Source organism: Xenorhabdus sp. TH1, from assembly GCF_037260955.1.
GTDB classification, from domain to species: Bacteria; Pseudomonadota; Gammaproteobacteria; order Enterobacterales; family Enterobacteriaceae; genus Xenorhabdus; species Xenorhabdus griffiniae.
The window spans coordinates 1,413,108-1,431,940 of record NZ_CP147734.1 but is presented as its reverse complement, the minus strand read 5'-3'; the positions used below and the strand labels follow the sequence as shown (position 1 = coordinate 1,431,940).

The 18,833-nt window shown below is 41.1% G+C and carries 15 protein-coding genes, 1 tRNA gene and 2 pseudogenes; 10 read left to right on the top strand and 8 right to left on the bottom strand.

The annotated features are described in order from the left end of the window. Positions 1 to 181 precede the first annotated feature (181 nt). Positions 182 to 880, top strand: coding sequence for a phage tail protein (locus WDV74_RS06385; protein ID WP_338885180.1), 699 nt, complete (start codon positions 182 to 184; stop codon positions 878 to 880). A 2-nt stretch (positions 881 to 882) separates the two neighbouring features. Further along, on the top strand, positions 883 to 1,296 hold the full coding sequence (locus WDV74_RS06380; protein ID WP_338885179.1) for a tail fiber assembly protein: 414 nt from the start codon (positions 883 to 885) through the stop codon (positions 1,294 to 1,296). Between the two features lie 164 nt (positions 1,297 to 1,460). On the opposite strand, the gene WDV74_RS06375 is transcribed toward WDV74_RS06380, so the two are convergent. After that, a protein-coding gene (locus tag WDV74_RS06375) for an IS5 family transposase (RefSeq protein WP_338885554.1) occupies positions 1,461 to 2,155 on the bottom strand; the annotation gives its coding sequence in 2 pieces (ribosomal slippage) (positions 1,461 to 1,883 and positions 1,886 to 2,155; 693 coding nt in all). A 176-nt stretch (positions 2,156 to 2,331) separates the two neighbouring features. Next, a complete protein-coding gene (gene tusE, locus WDV74_RS06370; protein ID WP_338885178.1) occupies positions 2,332 to 2,661 on the bottom strand; it encodes a sulfurtransferase TusE in 330 nt (109 codons plus the stop codon). A gap of 181 nt (positions 2,662 to 2,842) precedes the next feature. Here tusE and WDV74_RS06365 point away from each other — a divergent pair. The 7 genes and pseudogenes from WDV74_RS06365 to WDV74_RS06335 all read left to right on the top strand — a co-directional run bounded on the left by WDV74_RS06365 (position 2,843) and on the right by WDV74_RS06335 (position 13,643). Next, a tRNA-Ser gene (locus WDV74_RS06365) sits at positions 2,843 to 2,930 on the top strand. Between the two features lie 194 nt (positions 2,931 to 3,124). Next, a complete protein-coding gene (locus tag WDV74_RS06360) occupies positions 3,125 to 4,339 on the top strand; it encodes an integrase arm-type DNA-binding domain-containing protein (RefSeq protein WP_338885177.1) in 1,215 nt (404 codons plus the stop codon). A gap of 209 nt (positions 4,340 to 4,548) precedes the next feature. Next, entirely contained in the window at positions 4,549 to 6,885 is a 2,337-nt protein-coding gene (locus tag WDV74_RS06355; RefSeq protein ID WP_338885553.1) for a phage/plasmid primase, P4 family, read from the top strand. 605 nt (positions 6,886 to 7,490) lie between these two features. Beyond that, the gene (locus WDV74_RS06350) at positions 7,491 to 9,938 is read left to right on the top strand and encodes a hypothetical protein (protein WP_338885176.1); all 2,448 of its coding nucleotides are present in this window, start codon (positions 7,491 to 7,493) and stop codon (positions 9,936 to 9,938) included. 1,226 nt (positions 9,939 to 11,164) lie between these two features. After that, complete coding sequence (locus tag WDV74_RS06345; RefSeq protein WP_338885552.1) at positions 11,165 to 11,395, top strand: helix-turn-helix transcriptional regulator; 231 nt, start codon at positions 11,165 to 11,167, stop codon at positions 11,393 to 11,395. Positions 11,396 to 11,678: 283 nt separating this feature from the next. Further along, positions 11,679 to 12,518: pseudogene (locus WDV74_RS06340) on the top strand (tyrosine-type recombinase/integrase); the annotation flags it as partial. Positions 12,519 to 12,617: 99 nt separating this feature from the next. Beyond that, positions 12,618 to 13,643: an IS110 family transposase gene (locus WDV74_RS06335; RefSeq protein ID WP_338885175.1), complete on the top strand. Its 1,026-nt coding sequence runs from the start codon at positions 12,618 to 12,620 to the stop codon at positions 13,641 to 13,643. Between the two features lie 369 nt (positions 13,644 to 14,012). Here the strand turns inward: WDV74_RS06335 and WDV74_RS06330 are convergent, their stop codons facing one another. Beyond that, positions 14,013 to 14,774 carry an IS5 family transposase gene (locus WDV74_RS06330; protein WP_338882689.1) on the bottom strand — a complete coding sequence of 254 codons (762 nt, stop codon included), beginning with the start codon at positions 14,772 to 14,774 and terminating at the stop codon, positions 14,013 to 14,015. Between the two features lie 341 nt (positions 14,775 to 15,115). Between WDV74_RS06330 and WDV74_RS06325 the strand changes: the two genes are divergently transcribed. After that, positions 15,116 to 16,000: an IS982 family transposase gene (locus WDV74_RS06325; protein ID WP_338883561.1), complete on the top strand. Its 885-nt coding sequence runs from the start codon at positions 15,116 to 15,118 to the stop codon at positions 15,998 to 16,000. Between the two features lie 62 nt (positions 16,001 to 16,062). Here WDV74_RS06325 and WDV74_RS06320 read toward each other — a convergent pair whose 3' ends face one another. The 5 genes and pseudogenes from WDV74_RS06320 to WDV74_RS06300 all read right to left on the bottom strand — a co-directional run bounded on the left by WDV74_RS06320 (position 16,063) and on the right by WDV74_RS06300 (position 18,812). Continuing rightward, the gene (locus WDV74_RS06320; RefSeq protein ID WP_338885174.1) at positions 16,063 to 16,830 is read right to left on the bottom strand and encodes an MW1434 family type I TA system toxin; all 768 of its coding nucleotides are present in this window, start codon (positions 16,828 to 16,830) and stop codon (positions 16,063 to 16,065) included. A 399-nt stretch (positions 16,831 to 17,229) separates the two neighbouring features. Further along, positions 17,230 to 17,649 (bottom strand): annotated as a pseudogene (locus tag WDV74_RS06315) (antiterminator Q family protein). Beyond that, positions 17,646 to 17,999 (bottom strand): hypothetical protein, encoded by a 354-nt coding sequence (locus tag WDV74_RS06310; RefSeq protein WP_338882655.1) that lies wholly within the window; start codon positions 17,997 to 17,999, stop codon positions 17,646 to 17,648. Before WDV74_RS06310 ends, WDV74_RS06315 begins: the two are co-directional and overlap by 4 nt. Further along, a complete protein-coding gene (locus WDV74_RS06305; RefSeq protein WP_338885173.1) occupies positions 17,996 to 18,592 on the bottom strand; it encodes a recombination protein NinG in 597 nt (198 codons plus the stop codon). Before WDV74_RS06305 ends, WDV74_RS06310 begins: the two co-directional genes overlap by 4 nt. After that, positions 18,564 to 18,812, bottom strand: a complete 249-nt coding sequence (locus WDV74_RS06300; RefSeq protein ID WP_338885172.1) for a hypothetical protein — start codon at positions 18,810 to 18,812, stop codon at positions 18,564 to 18,566. The genes WDV74_RS06305 and WDV74_RS06300 overlap by 29 nt, the downstream gene beginning before the upstream one ends. Between the last annotated feature and the right edge of the window lie 21 nt (positions 18,813 to 18,833).

The window sequence follows — 18,833 nt, the reverse complement described above, 5'->3', positions numbered from 1 at the left end:
TTCACACCTGTTATTTTATGTCATTCTGCCATTCAAAATATGTATCTCACCCATTGAAATTAAATCAAGATGTACTCTCCAGTATTGATGAACCAATTTTATTGATGTTCACAGGCGGAGCAGTATCTCACCGCCTTCATGTTACTTAGCAATGTATTGTTGATTAAATGAGGGAATAAATATGCAAGATAAAAAGCCCGAGTCAAAAACCTTAGAAGATAACGTTATAATAGTACCAACACCACAATATATTAAATATTCAATCAAAGAAGCAATTAATGAGCACGCAAAAAGCCGTAATCACCCATATGCAACTCAGACAGAGCCAGGATTTGTCACACTAAGTAATGAAATCGATAGCGATAATGAGTTAACCGTCGCAACCTCTCAAGCGGTTAAGAAAGCCTACGATCTAGCCAATACCGCCAATCAAAATGCTCTCAACAATAATTCCAACCTCTATTTGGAAAAGAAACAAAACGGTGCTGATATTCCTGATAAATCTGCGTTTGTGAATAATATCGGTTTAGCGGATTCGGTCTATAGAACCATCGGAAACGGGCCAAATCAGATTCCAGACATGAATAGTTTCCGTAATATCCTGGGTACAAGCGGCGTTCAGTATTTCCCTGGGGGATTAATCATTCAATGGGGGCGGTTTGATATTTCGAGTACATTCGGAATAGTTGAAACGATTGAAATATCATTTCCCGTTGCATTCCCGACTGCATTCGGAATTGTTCAAGCGAATATTCCAACTCGAGACCCATCTCAACGTTCGATTGGGGTTGATATAGCAAATTCCAACCGGATGAAAGTGCGGTTTTCCTACATTTCACCGACATCGAACCTCGTTTTCTGGTTTGCTATAGGATATTAATTATGTATATTTACAGCGCAAAAAATAATGCATTTCATCCGATTGAATTGAAACAACGTTATATTGATGCCGGATCGTGGCCAGATGATGGTGTTGAAATCAGTGATGAGGATTATTACCGTTTTATTAATGCCGTCAACAAACGATGGGTAGCCGGTGATAACGGATATCCAAAACTGGTCGATATTCCCCCTCCATCCCCAGCGAAATTGCAGCAACAGGCGAAACAGCAAAAATTATCATTGCGACAACGGGCAGATATTGCTATTGCCCCGTTGCAATATGCTGTTGACCTCGATATGGCAACGGATGTGGAACTATCAATGCTAACAGAATGGAAAAAATATATGGTATTATTGAACCGTGTAGATTGTTCGGCGGCACCAAATATTGACTGGCCTAAAGCGCCAGAATAATAATCAGAGGCATTATGATCTGCCCCCAAAAAGTTAGACATTATTATATCGCCATAATGGATTAAGTTCTGTACTCGACCGGACTCAATCCATTCAATTTTGGAGGAAAGCGCAATACTGACATGCTAATGTATTAGGGCGTGTTGACGTTTAGTGTCTATGATTCAATCAACCCACATCGGTAGCCATATCATGATAAACGCCAGCGCTAACATGCTGGCGTAATTTCGCGCTAATTTAGCGTATCTTGTTGCAATTGCTCGAAAATGCTTTATTCGAGCAAACACATTTTCGACCAAATGGCGATAATGATATAAAACATCATCGATGTTCTTATCGGGTTTTCGGCTATTTCTTCGATAAGGAATGACTGCTGTTGTACCTTGTTTTTCAATGAAATCTCGGAAAGTTCTGCTATCGTAACCTTTATCCGCTATCACAAAATCAGATGCCGATGAATTTGCGACCAAACTTTCTGCATGTACAATGTCATGTGTTTGTCCCCCTGACAGCTCAACATGGACAGGAAAACCATAACTGTCTACCGCCAAATGAATTTTAGTTGAACGTCCACCCCGGCTTTTACCCCGATGGCTTCATCTTCCGTTGAAGCAGCCCCTGAACTATGTTGATGAGCGCGGACAATACTGCCATCAATGAATAACCATTCAGTATCTGTATTATCAGATAACAATTTGAATAATAAATAAAAAATATCTTTCTTTGACCAGGCATTAAAACGTTTGAAGAGTGTATTCCACTTTCCCAATTCCTCCGGTAAATCCCGCCACGGACATCCTGTTCTCATTCGACAAAGGCTCCCTTCGAAAGTCAGGTAATGTGCCTCTTTGTGGTAAATACATCCATGTTGTTACATTAATACAGTTAGCTTATTCCATAAGGGTTTTGATAACATTGTTCGTGGCATGATGAACTGGGGGAATAGTTTTTTCGCGAAGACAATGATACCAGAGCATCATGCTGTTCAAACTACCCTCACAAAACGTCAACACGCCCTAGTGACGGATGAATAAATCAAATACACTTGACTGGTTTGGGAAGGCCGGCAATTTTTGTTGCTTGTTTTGCCGGCCCTTTGGGAAACAGGCGATAGAGATAACGGCTATTTCCTTTCTCTTCACCATATTTTTGGGCGATCGCTTTGACTAGCATACGAATAGCGGGTGAAGTATTAAATTCTTCATAAAACTCACGTACAAAACGGATAACTTCCCAGTGCTGTTCGGTTAGAGTGATTGCTTCCTGTTCGGCAATGACAGGAGCCATAGCTTCTTGCCAATCACGATAGTTTTTTAGATAACCTTGTGCATCAGTTTCGATCTCACGACCTTCAAATACCAACATAACTTTCTACCATCCAATAACGATGGCCGCAATTTAGCAAAATTCACCACTATCCCCAAGAAAGATTACTCAACATGCCGAATAAATAGACCAACAGACAGTGTTGTGAGTAAATTAACCGCAGTTGAACAGATAAATACTTTACATTGGTAACTGTGATGTTTATAGTGCTCGACATCGCGGAGGGGTGGCCGAGCGGCTGAAGGCAGCGGTCTTGAAAACCGCCGATGGGAAACCATCCGAGAGTTCGAATCTCTCCTCCTCCGCCATCTACACTTCTAGCAGCATCTCTTAAAGTCTACTTTTCCCAATAAAATCAACGAAAATCCCCAAATAACACTCTAGTAACGTCTACTGGCATCTATTGCAATGTACCCCAGTCAGGGGGTATATATAGGGGTAACTTTCTGTACCCCCTAAAAAAATCCCCCCATTACTGTGAGGGGGCAAGGATGCTAGAAATATGAAACTAACAGCCCGACAAGTTGAAACAGTAAAACCCCAAGATAAAGATTTTAAGCTGTCGGATGGTGGCGGTTTGTACCTGCTGGTAAAGACAACCGGTTCTAAATACTGGCGACTGAAATACCGCATTGCAGGAAAAGAAAAGTTACTCGCTATTGGTACTTTTCCGCTTATTACGTTGGCAGAGGCCAGAAGAAAACGTGATGAAGCCAAGAAACTGATAGCCGAAGGTATTGATCCCAACCAAGATAAAAAACAGAAGAAACTTGCGGCTCAGGGCGAAATCAGTAATACCTTTGAAAGCATTGCGCGTGAATGGTACGAGGGAAGAAAAGACAGGTGGTCTGTTGGTTATCGTGAAGATATGATGGACGCATTCGAAAAAGATGTTTTTCCTTATATTGGTCATCGCCCGATTGCTGAAATAAAACCCCTCGAATTATTAGACCTCCTTTCTATTATGAAAAAGAGAGGTGTCACCGATAAATTAAAGAAAGTCCGCCAACGCTGTGGTGAAGTTTGGACATATGCAATTATTACGGGCAGAGCCGAATATAATCCAGCTCCCGATTTAGCGAGTGCTTTTATTCCTCATCAACGCGAACACTACGCTCACCTTTCAGTGGATGAATTACCTGAATTTCTGCGCTCTATTGATAAATACATGGGAAGTCAGATAGTCAGAACGGCTTTGCGAATGCTTATATTAACCGGCGTTCGTCCGGGAGAACTTCGTAAAGCTGAATGGTCAGAGATTAATTTAGATAAGGCTGTTTGGACAATTCCAGCCGAAAAAATGAAAATGCGCCGCACTCATGTAGTGCCACTATCAGAGCAAGTTATCGATTTATTGAAGCAGATTCAGCCCATCAACGGCAGTTATCAGTATGTTTTTCCAAGCCGGACAGATTACAGAAAGCATCTTTCTGATATGGCAATCAATACGATGATCCGCCGTATGGGATATTCAGGACGAGCCACAGGCCACGGATTCCGACACACTATGAGTACCATCCTGCATGATCAAGACTTCAACACAGCATGGGTTGAAAAACAGCTTGCTCATGTCGATAAAAACAGTATTCGAGGCACTTACAACCACGCTCAATATCTGGATGGTCGCAGGGAAATGCTGCAATGGTATGCGGATTATATGGAGATGCTGGAACGAGGTGAAAATGTGCTGATCGGGAAATTTGGCAAAAGGGCATAAAGAAAGATAGAGATTTTTTAAGAAAAGTAACATAAAAATCAACGCCTCAGTGTGGTGGAACACATCTGAGGCGTCTAACCAAACCGTTAAATGAGGTAACGATGATGGCTGATACACAGTCTAACCAAACTCACCCTAAATTTACATCTTCAGATAAAACAGACGAACAAAAACCGCTCGAACTCATCCAAACCGTGAAAAAATCCGCCATGTATCACTGGGAAAATCTGCTACCTGCCTGTGGTATTGATATTCCAGCAAAAAATAAACATGGGGTTTGTCCTGTTTGCGGCGGTACTGACCGTTTCCACTTTATCGACGACCACCATCATGGCAACTGGCATTGCCGCCAATGTGACGTTCCGAACTATGGTGATGGGCTGGATTTAGTGGCAAAGACCAAAGGGATCTCGATTTTTGAGGCTGCAAAAATTGTTGCAGATGTGCTGGCATTGCCTTTGCCAGAACCCAAACCAGCCAAAACGCTGACTAGGAACACTAAGCCAATTGCTGAACGTATCGCGGCACTGGTTGCCACTGCTGTTGAGGGGGAATCTCAATATCTGGTGAAAAAAGGGTTGCAATGCTCCAATCAGCGGATGTTAAAAGACGGTTCTTTATTGCTGGTAACTCAGACACTGGATGGCGCAATTACTGGCGCACAGGCCATCAAGCCAAATGGTGAAAAACGCCTTGTTGCAGGTACACAGAAAAAAGGCAGTTTTATTCTGGTAACTGAGATTACCGGAACGCCGGACACAATCATCATTACCGAAGGTTATGCTACAGCTTTAACTGTCAGCCAACTGCATAAAGGCGTGGTATTGGCAGCGATTGATGAAAGTAATCTATTGATTGTTGCCGAACAGGCTAGAGAGCAGTATCCAAACTCCAAAATTATAATTGCCGCTGATAACGACAGGCACGAACCGGAAGAACGAGACAAAAACGGCAGGTTGAAAAAGAATGTTGGAAAAATAACAGCAGAAAATACTGCTTTGGCGATTAATGGATGGGTAACACTACCACCTACGGAATTCAAAGCCGACTGGGATGATTATCGCCAGCAACACGGTGTAGAAATAGCACAACAAGCCTTTGCTCAGGGGCTTTATCAACCGACATCAACCAAGAACAAAGCAGCTATTCAGCTTAATAATGATGCCGAGCCTTCAAAATTGACACTCTGCCAGATGGGAGCTAGTCAGCGTGGGGAAGTATTGCTGTCACGTTATAACGGTGATCTGGCACTGGATGGTGCTTCGGAAACCGTTCATCACTATGACGGTATTATCTGGCGTCCGGTCAGTGACCGTGATTTAAGACGGGAAATGGTCGCTGCTTTTATGGAAGAGAAACTACCGTATTCACCGCATGGTATTAGCTCAGCCGTAGATGCCCTGAAATTACAACTTCCCATGATGCAGCCACCAAAACGCCACTTAATCGGATTCAGTAACGGTGTATTTGATCTGAAAGCCTGTCAGTTCCGACCTCACCGCAAAAATGACTGGTTATTGCTTGCCAATGACGTTGAATTCAATTCCCCTGTTTCGGGGGAAACTCTGCAAGATCACGCGCCACAGTTCTGGCGCTGGCTCAATCAGGCAACTGCCAACTGTGAAAACAAAGCAGATAGAGTACTAGCGGCGCTGTTTATGGTGCTGGCGAATCGCTATGATTGGCAGTTATTTTTGGAAATCACCGGAGCCGGAGGCAGTGGCAAAAGTATCTTTGCCGAAATTTTTTCCATGTTGGCAGGTAAAGGCAATACCGTTTCCGCAAGTATGGCAGCACTGGAAAACCCACGAGAACGGGCGTTGATTGTTGGCTATTCGTTGATCATCCTGCCAGACCAAACTCGCTATGTGGGCGATGGCTCTGGCATCAAGGCGATTACAGGCGGTGATGAAGTTGCTATTGATCCGAAGCATAAACAACCCTATTCAACCCGTATCTCTGCGGTGGTTCTGGCAGTAAATAATAATGCCATGAGTTTCAGTGATCGCAGTGGTGGAGTATCGCGGCGTCGGGTGATTTTCAATTTTTCCGAAGTCGTACCGGAAAATGAACGCGATCCACTGCTGCGGGATAAAATTGCGGAAGAATTGCCCGTGATTATCCGGCATTTGCTGCATCGGTTTACTGATCCACAATCAGCAAGGCGTTTACTGGCAGAACAGCAGAAATCTGCGGAGGCGCTGGATATCAAACGCGGCACAGATCCACTGGTCGATTTTTGCGGTTATCTCATTGCTTCCCATGAAGTTGACGGCCTATTAATCGGCAATGCGGAAATTATGCCGTTCAATCCCCGTAAATACCTTTATCACGCCTATCTTGCTTATATGAAAGGCAATAACCTGAATAAACCTGTTTCCGTGACTCGTTTTGGCATGGATATGCCAGGCGCACTGGCAGAGTATAGTCAGCAATATTTACGCAAGAAAAGCAAACAGGGCATTCGTAGCAATCTGAGCCTGAATCTTGATACCGCTATCGAATGGATGCCAAAACTGACAAGGAATAGCCAGCCAGAAGAATAATTTTTTCTGATTTCAGGCATTTTTCAAAGAAATATAAAAAAGTGTTCATTACTGTTCACCCTATAATTTAAACCAAATATATCAATGTATTATAGGGTGAATAGTTATTTTAAAACTGTTCACAACTATTCATCACTGTTCACCTTTTTTCTGGTTGGAGGTGAACGGTTGGGTGAAGAGTGGTGATGAGTTTAATTTCAACTCATCACCCTTTAACAATATGAATTTAAATAAAATTATTTAAAGGTGAACAGGGTGAACAGTTTTATACCTAATTCTTTAATAGGGGGGGTAGGTAAAAATGTTTTCTCTGGCAGGTGATCTTTCAGATCTCTGAGTTACCGGGTTAATGTATTAGCCCAGTAACTCGGAGAAGACAAGCACAGCGCGTCAGTGTGTTTTTAAAATGTTTCATTGTGTGAAATTTAATAAATGTAATTATTTGATTTTATTTAGGAAGAGATACTTATCACAGTTTTCCCATTGGTTTTTCATTTGTATTGGAACGACTTATGTTTAACGTTATATTATACATCATTAATATGATAATATTATGTGGTAAATAGGGTTACACATATCGAGAAAAACCAATGGAGAAATATAATATGAAAACATTGACCGAATGTGAAAATTCTTTAAGAAATCTTGTTGCAGAATACAATGACGTTAAAAAGATAAGAAATGAAGCTCAAACAAGACACCACATAATTAACAAAATAATAACAGATGTATTTGCGTGGCCAGATGATTGTTATGAAGTTGAGTATTATGAAGATAAAACATTTACAGATTACGAATTAGGCAAACCAAGGCAAGTTATCATTGAGGCAAAAAGAGAAGGACATATTTTTGAAATACCTGCTGGTTTATCAGCTAAAAACACTATCGATATACCTGTTCTTTTAAAATCAAATGACGATTTAAATAAAGCAATACGACAAGTCCAAAACTATTGCTCATCTAGAGGAACTCCAATTGCTATTGCGACGAATGGACATCAGTATGTTGCCTTTATTGCTAGTAATCAAAATGGTAGTTCACCATTAGAAGGTAAGGCATTAGTTTTTGACAGTTTAAATAACATGCTTAGTAACTTCACTCTTGCGTGGAACATGCTTTCTTATCAAGGTGTGAAGGAACAACGTTTAATGAAATATCTAGTATCAGATGTGAAAGGTATCCCTAATAAACTTTCATCATATCTAGCAATGTATCCAAAAGTCAGATACACAAGTGAAATACAAACCTCACTTCGCCAAATATCTGAACTAATAATTCAGGATGCTCTTGAAAGTAAAGAAATTGAAGAGATTTTTTATCAGAAATGCTACTGTGAAAGTGGCGCTCTATCCAAATATGCGTTATTAAGCAAGGAAATATTGCAAGCAAGATATGCAGCATTATTCAGTGATAGTGAGTCTTCACCTCAAATTACACCAGTAAAACCAGGACGAAAAGAACAAGGATTAGATCCTAGTATCATGGCTGAGGCATTATCTAAGCGCCCAATAGTTCTAATAGGTGATGTTGGTGTTGGTAAAACTTCTTTTGTGAAAAATCTTATTTATTCCAGCGCATTTAGAGAGTTTAAGGAAGCCATATACATTTATATTGATTTAGGTGCCAAGGCAACTCTTGCTGAAAACCTTCAGAAATTTGTTATTAACGAAATGGAGGAGCAGCTCTTAAACAAGTATGATACTGATATTTCAGAAATGAAATTTGTCAAGGGTGTATATGCTAGAGATATCCAAAGGTTTTCGGCTGGTATATGGGGTGAGCTCAGAGATACTAATAAAGAAAAATATCATGAGAAACAGTTAGAGATGCTTGCGGAAAAGCTAGAAAACAAGGATGAGCACTTAAAAAACTCAATTAATCATCTATCTAAGCAAAGTAAAAAACAAATAATTATTTGCATAGATAATGCCGATCAACGAGACTTTGATACACAACAAAGAGCTTTTATCATATCTCAAGAACTTGCTAAGGATTGGAACTCTTTGGTGTTTATCTCAGTCCGCCCCCAAACATTCTTTAAATCTAAATCATCTGGTGCGCTAACTGCCTATCCTCATAAAGTATTTACTATAGCACCACCTCGAATAGATCAAGTGCTAGATAAACGCCTTCAATTTGCACATGAGATGTCGGAGGGTAAAATTCCGTTAGAAAAAGCCGAATTTGTGAGGATTCATATTGATAATCTTTCTGTATTCATTAAAGTATTAATTGAGTCGCTTAGAAACAATAAAACCCTTGGTGAATTTATAGAAAATATAACAGGAGGAAATGTAAGGCAAGCATTAACCTTCATAACTGGATTTATAGGAAGCCCAAATGTTGAAGCGGAAAAAATTATCAACACCTATGAAAAAGAAGGACGATATGTTATACCTGTTCACGAGTTTTCAAAACAAGCCCTATTAGGTGAGTTCTCACACTTTGACCCTAATACATCTCTTGCAATGAATATATTTGATATCTCTATTGCAGATGAAACCGAACACTTTCTTGTTCCTTTAATTTTAGCTCTCTTATCAGAAAAAAATGAAATACAAGATCGCGATGGTTTCTGCGAAACAAAAAATATAATAATTGAAATGCAAAGTTTAGGATATATACCTGCACAAACTGAACATGCATTAAGAAGAGTCACCAATAAAAAACTTATCGAAACGTCACAACGTTTTACTTTTGACGAGGATGAAACAGGATTGATAGGAAAAATGCCAGCTAAATTCAGAATTACGTCAATTGGGCAATATCACCTTAAACGCTGGATTAGTGACTTTGCATATTTAGATGCAATGCTTTTTGATACACCAATTTTTAATTCTGAAATAGTTAATGAAATGCGTTCAAATTGTGAATCTTTCAATATTGGTGATAGATACAATAGAACAATCGCATTCAAAGATTATTTATTGGGTACATGGAATAAGCTTGTGAATAAACCAAGTTATTTCGATATGAATGAATTAATGAAAATGGGAGAAAGATCATTTGTAAGTGTAGAGCGTGTTGTTAAAAGTGCTCCTAGCAAATCTTAATGATAAATTGAATATGCAATATTTCCATATGTATGTAATAATTTTAATACTACAACCTTACTGACCATTTTGAAAGGTCATTTAGACAATATAAGCAGTTGACTCTACTTATCACCACAGCTAACATCCTACTACAAAAAACGATCTATCGCCTGTCAGGATCGCCTTCGGGTGGCGAAACAAAACTCTCGTAGCCTGAAAGAGAGAGCATAATTGCGGTACATCTGCACACTTTTGGAAGCAGATATTGCCAAGACACCTAAACCATCGTCTGGCAATGAAGGTCTCTTAAACTAATAGATAACCCAAAAGGATATCTTTATCTTGTCACCAAAGTGTAGTGAACGTGGATTCATACACTGGCGTTTCAAATCAACATAAATCCTATTTATCCTCAATGAACAAAGAGATAGCCTTTGCGCCTCCGTTCATACTTTTATCTATCTTTGTTGGAATTATTCAACAGACAATTTTTCTACAGCTAATCCATTAACATAACTACCGTTTTGATATTTAACCTTACGGCGTTTTGCTATGCATGATGGCACTTCAACGTTTGCACAGCTTTTTCTGACAGTTCGCGGAACTCAAGGCGTCACTTTTTGCAGGGTTACCGCTGAAAGTGACGCCGCAGCCAAAGAACGCCATAACTCTCAAAGGCTCTGGCCTGATTAACCACACAGTGAATCTGACACTGCTTTTTATAGATTGAAAAAGGAGAAATTGACGATATCGAGGCTGGCCTTTAGCCGGTGGGGATGACCTGTTAATACAGGCGGCAGTACTGAGTACTCAACCGATACCCCGCAATACCTCAACTTGCGTTCACTCTGGCGCACAGATATCGATCAAGGATAAGGCAGGTATTTTCTGTTTTGTCCGAACTGTCGCGCTCCAGAGATTGCATGTTGTCAGGTATAAGTAAGGAAATTGATGAATTAGCTAATTGAAGAATTAAGCATTCGGATCGCTGCCTGTTATGTTGCGTGGGTTTATAGCTGTTAAACTTAGTCGTCCAGTTATTGATTCAGATAAAGCAATCAGTTAAAGTTCTCCCGCCATTGGCACAATCCAATGGTAAGGTTTAGCAGCCTTAAAGAGTAACCTCGCCGGATGGTTACTCCCGGTCTGCTAACCCTGCTTTGAATCACCACCATCAATGATCAATTAATGGAAGGGGTAGCAGGAATGAATAACAATGTTAAAAATATTGGCATCAGGCCGATATTATTGCCGCATTACGTAAACGCGGTACAACTTTAGCGGCTGTTTCTCGTGAGTCGGGACTTAGTTCATCTACACTAGCAAACGCATTCAGTAGGCCTTGGCCTAAAGGCGAATGGATCATTGCTGATTATCTTGGCATCCATCCCTCAGAAATCTGGCCAAGTCGTTATTTCGATTCTCATACTGGAGAATTATTAAAAAGGAAAGCCCGCTCTAAGCCACAGGAATAACCCGTTTTAATTTGTGATCTAGTTCGTAAAAATGATAAATGTTTATATGAAGCCTTGAGCGTGAGATGGCAGCCAAATTTGACCATTTCCAAATCTCATGGCTTTTTTGCTTTAACGTGATGATTAAAAAGTTATAAATCTAATTTCCACATAAAAACTACCAGACTTGATGTAGCAAAATAATGTGGGGGTACAACTGGGGGTATGTGACATTTTGGATAAAATTAATTTATTAAATATTAATATGTTAACCTACCAGTATTGCGCTCTCCTCGGGTCGGTAGGGTATCGCGCTGACATGATGAGTGCTTTTGAAAATGACGTCTTTCCTTATATTGGCAATAGACCAATAGCAGATATAAAACCTTTGGAGTTATTGGACGTTCTTTCGAGGATGGAAAGGCGCGGGGCTACTGAGAAGTTAAAAAAAGTCCGTCAACGTTGTGGTGAAGTTTGGAAATACGCAATTATCACTGGTCGAGCTGAATATAATCCAGCCCCCGATCTTGCTAGTGCTTTCATTCCCCATAAAAGAGAACATTATCCTCACCTTGATGTTGACGAGTTACCAGAATTCCTGAAGTCCATTGATAAGCACATGGGTAGCCAGATTGTTAGGCATGCACTGAGAATTCTAATTATTACGGGATTACGTCCTGGTGAATTAAGAAAATTAAAGTGGAGTGAAGTTGATCTGGAAAAGAGACTTATCCAAATCCCTGCGGAAAGAATGAAAATGCGCAGACCACACAGCGTGCCTTTACCTGATCAGGTGGTAACTTTGCTTCAGCAATTAATCCCAATCAGTGGTGATTATCAATATGTATTTCCTAGCCGAACTGATTACAAAAAACCCCTCAGTGAAATGGCTATGAATACCATGATGAAGCGTATGGGGTATGGTGGCAGGGCTACGGGGCATGGATTCCGCCATACTATGAGCACAGTGCTACATGAGCAATGCTTCCCTTCTGAATGGGTGGAATTGCAGCTTGCTCATGTTGATAAAAATAGTATCAGGGGCACGTATAACCATGCCCTTTATCTAGATGGACGCAAAGAAATGCTTCAATGGTACGCTGATTTTATGAATTCTTTGGAGCATGGGGAAAGATATCATTAATTGTATTAGTTCAGACTAGATCTGATGAGATGGACGTCCCGTATGGCGTCAATTGTACCAAAATGAAATAAGCATATTCATTTTATGGGAGCGTCCATCATGTATCATAAAATTCTCGGTATTGATCTCGCTAAATCTGTTTTTCAGCTTTGTTTGCTTAACGATAATCACATTATATTTAATAAAAAAATGACCCGAAGTCGATTACTGGATGCTGTTAGACAAATGGAATCCGGGACTTTGATTGCTATGGAGGCTTGTAGTACCGCCCACTATTGGGCACGAACGATTGAAAATCTAGGTTTTAAAGTTTGCCTTATTCCCCCTCAGCATGTGAAAGCTTTCGTTAAACACCATAAAAATGATGCCAATGATGCGTTGGCAATATGTGAAGCTGCGAATCGGCCGGGTATGCATTTTGTTCCGGTCAAAAATCTGTATCAACAAGACCTCTGTGTTCTCCATAATGTCCGGCAGTCATTAGTTCAAAAACGCGTTGCTCTCTCTAATCAAATCAGAGGACTGGCAGCAGAATATGGCATTATTTTTCCGCAACGCTCTGCGGCTCTTAGAGAGTCACTGTACGAGGCACTTGAAGATGCCGATAATGGATTAACGATGATTGCACGCAGGGTTCTGAAACAACTCTATGAAGAATGGCTGAAGCTGATCCAGCAGACAGAGGAAATAGAAGAAACCCTCAAGTCGCTATCATCGCAAACGGCTCAGTGGCAGCAACTCCAATCTATTCCCGGTATTGGCCCCCTGATTGCCTCCGCAATGGTCGCGTATATTGGTGATGGAAAACAATTTAATAACGGCAGGCAAATGGCCGCTTGGTTAGGACTCGTTCCTCGACAGGCCAGCAGTGGTGGGAAAACACAATTAGGCAAAATCACTAAAAAGGGTAATCGGTACCTACGCGGGATTTTAATTCATGGCGCCAGAGCTGCTATACAACGCAGAGCGTTACGGCATGATGCACTCGGTGATTGGATGCAGTCTTTGGTTAACCGACGGGGATTTAATAAGGCGTGTGTCGCTTATGCCAATAAATGTGCCAGGATATGCTGGTCAATTATGGTTAATAAAGATGCGTTCCAGATGAGCAAAGCCTTTGCTTAAATAAACCGGTTTCATTTTCAATAGAGTTGACTACAGTTGATGAGCTAAACGGTTATCCGGCCTTGCAAAAACCTGAGACTGTCGAGGATTTTTAATCCGTTGATCTGATGAGGAGGCAAGGTTCGGACTTCACCATGGCGCAGCAAATTTAAATGATTGCCAGACGCCGGATATATGACCGTGAACCGAAATTAGCAATACACTGAGTCACTAAAAAAGTTGAATATTATGGGACGTCCATATATGACACTTCGGTTTGAAAAGAAGAGAGTTACCGACTTTGATTAAAGGTGATGAATCCATAATCAAAGACTAAGAGGTAACTCTCATGCTTTATACTAGGGGCTGTTGATGTTTTAAGGTCATAATTCAATCACCCCACATCGGCAACCAAACAATGATAAATGCCAGTGCCACCATGCTGGCATAATTCCGTTCAAGTTTATCGTATCTTGTTGCTATTGCTCGGAAATGTTTAATCCTGGCAAACACATTTTCCACCACGTGGCGGTAACGGTATAAACAGTTATCAATATGTTGGCCTGCTTTTCGACTATTTTTGCGGTAAGGGATCACCGGGGCGGCTTCTCGTTGTTCAATAAATGTTCTGAAACGCTGGCTGTCATATCCTTTGTCAGCGATAACGACTTCGGATGAGGGGGACTCAGAGACAAGACTTTCTGCGTGAACACTATCGTGAACCTGTCCTCCGGAGAGTTCAAAATGAACGGGCAACCCTCCGCTGTCTACCGCTAAATGGATCTTGGTTGAACGCCCGCCACGACTTTTACCAATCGCCTCATCGTTATCTGAAGCGGCTCCGGCACTCTGCTGGTGAGCACGAACAAGAGTTCCATCAATAAACAACCATTCTGTATCCGCAATATCAGATAACCATTTGAAAATAAGCTGTAAAACACCTTTCTTCGACCAGGCATTAAAACGTGAAAAGACGCTATTCCATTTACCGAATTTTGTCGGTAAATCGCGCCAGGGGATGCTCGTTCTCATTCGGTAAAGGATCCCTTCGAAGGTCAAACGGTGTTCAGGTTTGTCATAAACCCAACCGGTATGTTGCATTAATGCAGATAGCTTATTCCAATAGAGATCTGTTAACATAGTTCGCGGCATGATGGTGAGGTCTGGTTGTTTTTTGGCGAAAGTAATTATACCAAATCATCATGCTGTCTAATAATCCCTCGCAAAACGTCAACAGTCCCTAGATTCCCTCGAATTCGGGGGAATTGAAATATTCCCCTAAACATCCCGAACGTGCAGGATTTCGAACTACTGCAAATTTTTCAGTAGTTGAATAAAGCCGTCGAATTCACCTTGCATGAGGCATTGCCTGAGTTGACTACTAGTAGATAACCTGAACTTCGCTTAAGAAAGGAAAGGCAAAAGGGAACTAAGTGCCTGAGGCACGATCAAAGTTTTTGCTTAGAAAACAAAATCGTGGGGATCCTCAGGCTATGACTACTTTAGATGAACTTTTCTGTTGCGTCGATGACTTTTGCCAAAAATTTATTCCCCTTTGGGAACAACAGCTCATTGAGAATAATCAGCTCAAGCGTCATCGCGCCACTTCCCTGTCTCTCAGCGAAATAATGACTCTCCTCATTTTATTTCACATGAGCCATTATCGTCATTTTAAAGCGTTTTATACTGAGTATGTACAGCAATACCTCAAAGCAGATTTCCCCAGTCTGGTGAGCTACAATCGAATAATAACATTGAAGAAAAGAGTCCTTATTCCGTTATGCGCTTTCCTTTCTTCACGCCAACAAAAATCACACGGCATTGCCTTTATCGATTCCACTAAAATCGCGGTTTGTCATAACCTACGTATTTCTCGTCATAAAGTTTTTGAGGGTGTCGCGCAGCGAGGAAAAACCAGCACAGGATGGTTCTATGGCTTTAAACTCCATCTGATTATTGATGATTGCGGTGAGATTTTATCCGTTAAATTAACACCGGGAAATGTTGACGATCGTCAGCCGGTAAAGGAATTAGTCAAAGGTTTAACCGGGCATCTCTATGGTGACAAAGGCTATTTATCCCAAGTGTTATGCGATGAACTGAAAGAGGAAGGGCTTACGTTAATCACGAATGTTCGCCGTAATATGAAAGCCCAATTTTTATCGCTTTGGGACAAGGCCATGTTAAGAAAACGGTTTTTGATAGAAACGGTGAATGACCAATTGAAAAATATTTCTCAGATAGAACATTCAAGGCACCGAAGCATAATCGGCTTTTTACTGGAAATCGTATCAGGACTGATTGCTTATACATTCCAGCCGAAAAAGCCGAGCTTAGGTTTACGTGACCATGAAATAGTGATGCTTAAACAAAGTTGAGGTTAGATAGTAAAAGGGTCACGCAAATAGCGCAGCCCTGGATTCGGTGTGTAGATTGGGGGTTATTTCCACTCGAAAACGAAATGTTTTGGTGGTTGATCTGTTTGTTTCAATATTTCGCCTAGTTTATTAGCTTCTTCACCAGTATAATTGGCACTGAGTGTATTATCAGCATAATCTTGGAGGGCTGCAGTACCAAGATTATAGGTTTTATTTTCAACAGAAATGTAAAGGTTTTTACTGAGTAATTCTATCACTGTCTGGCGATTATTTTGGTTAACAGACACCTCAAAATACAGTGTATCGCTCGCATCATTTCTTGTATCGAGGAATAGTAATAGGACATTTTCAATATCTGTGGTAGTTCTAAGCCTAGTCAAAGTACCAAAACTATACCCTCCCCAGCCTTTCTGACTTTCATTTCCATCTAAATATCCCCATCGTTGAAACTCTGAAATATCATAATCAGTATATTTATGAGCCCCTGATACAAGATCAAAAGACAACATGCAATCTTCTGGTTTGGGTTTCGGTTCTGATTTCAATAAACTCCAGTCACACGCCATTAAGTCTTCTTGTGCTGGCTGCCATGATGTCATTCCGCCATGTTTATCGCGTTTTTTAATTTCTGGCTCATCATTACCACTACCAGGAACTAGGTGTATGTATTCATCAGGCGCATCCCAGTCTTTACGGTGCACTTTATTTCCTAAATACACCTGAATTAACGCCCACGGAGAAGTACCAACTGGTGCAACTACATCATTACTTTTGTATTGTTCAGGATCAAACGGACATTGTTTATTATCCAGCTTATTAACGTCAGACATCATTTCCTCACTTATTTATCGTTAAAGTTTAAGGTCACTTCATCCTGCTGCTAACTAGCCAGTTAATATTACTTAGGTCAGATTTTTATCTCAATGAGATGCAGCCTAACAATGATTAATACGAATTAATATAGGATATTGCATTATAAAATATGACTATTCACTAAGTCAGTAATCTGTTGGGGTGTAAATTTGAAGTTTAGTGCTGATAAATATCCTTTACTGAATGTGGGGCAATAAAAAACCCCGCTCGATGGCGAGGTAAAATGTCTGAAATTAGCAAACCAGATGATAACACTGTGTCACTGTTTTCCATCTGTCGAGAAAAGCTAATAAGCTACGTGACATAGCTATCACTCTTATCACAATAGCATCGTTTTTACGTACGTAAAGTTATTTTTAAAAATTACTGCATAATTGATGCGCGCTGATATTCATTGGCTCTTTCTGGACGTATTTATCCATCTCCAGTGAGACATCCAGCATCATTAGCATCCCTTCAATGACCCCCTCGGCTTTTTGTAATTTCTTCCCAATGTACCCGTCAGAACAATGATGCTCATACGCCAACTACATAAACGTCTTACCGAACACGTAATAGTCAAACAACAAATCATGCGCATCACTATTTTGCTGGTTCAGCTTTGCCATACAACTAGAAATAACCATCGCATCACCCTCACAACACTGCGGGCGTGACTTGATTCTATTGGGGATCAACCCCTTGAAACCCGCCGCAATAGATGACCAGTAAACGCCCTCCTGGTTGTCCGCCACCCATGCCCCCCAACGCTCCATGACCAGTTGAATATTTGTCATCGGTTTATCCCCGCCACTGTCTGTTGTTGTTTTACCCTGTTGATTAATCGTCTTATTGCTCCACGCGTGACATCAAATTTATGGGTTACCACTCTCTGAGAGAGGCCAGATGCCAGTAACCCAATAATTAACGGTGTATCAGACGGCTCTAGTTTCTGAATTCGATGTTGTGTTACTCCGTAACATTCGAACCTAAAATCATCCAGTGTTGACCATGCCGGATGCCTACAGTCTGCTAATCGGGTGACATACAAACGCTCTTTGCGCTGACGAATAGCATAGTGCTTTTTATCCTCCATTCTCCGCTGTCTGGCACAGGCCATTGCCTCATCGAAATTGTCGAATGTCATGCGGCCTCCTGCCTCAGATTTTTTAACTTCTCACGATACTCATCCCTGATTGCCCTGCATTCCTCAATCGTCCAACGGTGCCGATCATGATTGGACTCAATAGCATCCACCGCTGCCTGACCGATGCGCTGGATTAACTCCACCCTGTACGGAACCAGATTCCCCGATTTATGCTGGTTACAGACAACACACTGGCGATGGATATTCCGTTCATCAAATCTCAATTGAGGCGCTGCTGACGTTGTCCGGTAATGACCCGCATCCCATTGAGCAGATGTATGCGTACCACAGGAAACACACGGTAAGTCGCGGTCTCGTTCTCTGATATAGGCATTTACAGCGCGTTGGGCTTGTTGAATCCAATAACTGCGGGGTTTTACTGCTAGGCGTCTTGCTTTGAGTTTGTCGCGGGCTATCTTCTGCTTAATTTCATTGTCTTTCTTTTGTCGTCGTTCCAGTTCCTCTCGTTTTTTCTGCTCTTGTTTCCTACCTCTGGCTATTGCACATTGGATTGAGCAGGTGTTTTGTAATTGCCGTTCTGGTTCATACCGCGCGGCGCATTCTTTACATTTCCGTTGTCTTAGTTTTTTCATCCCTTTCCGCCTTTTGTTTGTTGTATATCGCCCAATCTATTGCATCCAGCTTTTTCCGGCCTTTCGTATCAATGAGATGGATACCATCCTGACACGCATGGTTTTCCTCAACGTCAATTCGGAGTCGCTCTAAATCTGCGTAACTATGTTGAGCCAGCTTTAATCTGTTCCATCCGTAATTGCGTGGTAATTTATCCGCCGGTTTTCTGATTTCGTTCACCGCTCTTGCTCCTGTTTGAGT

Coding starts and splice junctions, on each gene's coding strand:
- WDV74_RS06320 (WP_338885174.1), bottom strand. CDS start 16,830: ATGTCTGACGTTAATAAGCTGGATAATAAACAATGTCCGTTTGATCCT.
- WDV74_RS06355 (WP_338885553.1), top strand. CDS start 4,549: ATGTATCACTGGGAAAATCTGCTACCTGCCTGTGGTATTGATATTCCA.
- WDV74_RS06335 (WP_338885175.1), top strand. CDS start 12,618: ATGTATCATAAAATTCTCGGTATTGATCTCGCTAAATCTGTTTTTCAG.
- WDV74_RS06385 (WP_338885180.1), top strand. CDS start 182: ATGCAAGATAAAAAGCCCGAGTCAAAAACCTTAGAAGATAACGTTATA.
- WDV74_RS06310 (WP_338882655.1), bottom strand. CDS start 17,999: ATGACATTCGACAATTTCGATGAGGCAATGGCCTGTGCCAGACAGCGG.
- WDV74_RS06325 (WP_338883561.1), top strand. CDS start 15,116: ATGACTACTTTAGATGAACTTTTCTGTTGCGTCGATGACTTTTGCCAA.
- WDV74_RS06330 (WP_338882689.1), bottom strand. CDS start 14,774: ATGCCGCGAACTATGTTAACAGATCTCTATTGGAATAAGCTATCTGCA.
- WDV74_RS06360 (WP_338885177.1), top strand. CDS start 3,125: ATGAAACTAACAGCCCGACAAGTTGAAACAGTAAAACCCCAAGATAAA.
- WDV74_RS06380 (WP_338885179.1), top strand. CDS start 883: ATGTATATTTACAGCGCAAAAAATAATGCATTTCATCCGATTGAATTG.
- WDV74_RS06305 (WP_338885173.1), bottom strand. CDS start 18,592: ATGAAAAAACTAAGACAACGGAAATGTAAAGAATGCGCCGCGCGGTAT.
- WDV74_RS06350 (WP_338885176.1), top strand. CDS start 7,491: ATGAAAACATTGACCGAATGTGAAAATTCTTTAAGAAATCTTGTTGCA.
- tusE (WP_338885178.1), bottom strand. CDS start 2,661: ATGTTGGTATTTGAAGGTCGTGAGATCGAAACTGATGCACAAGGTTAT.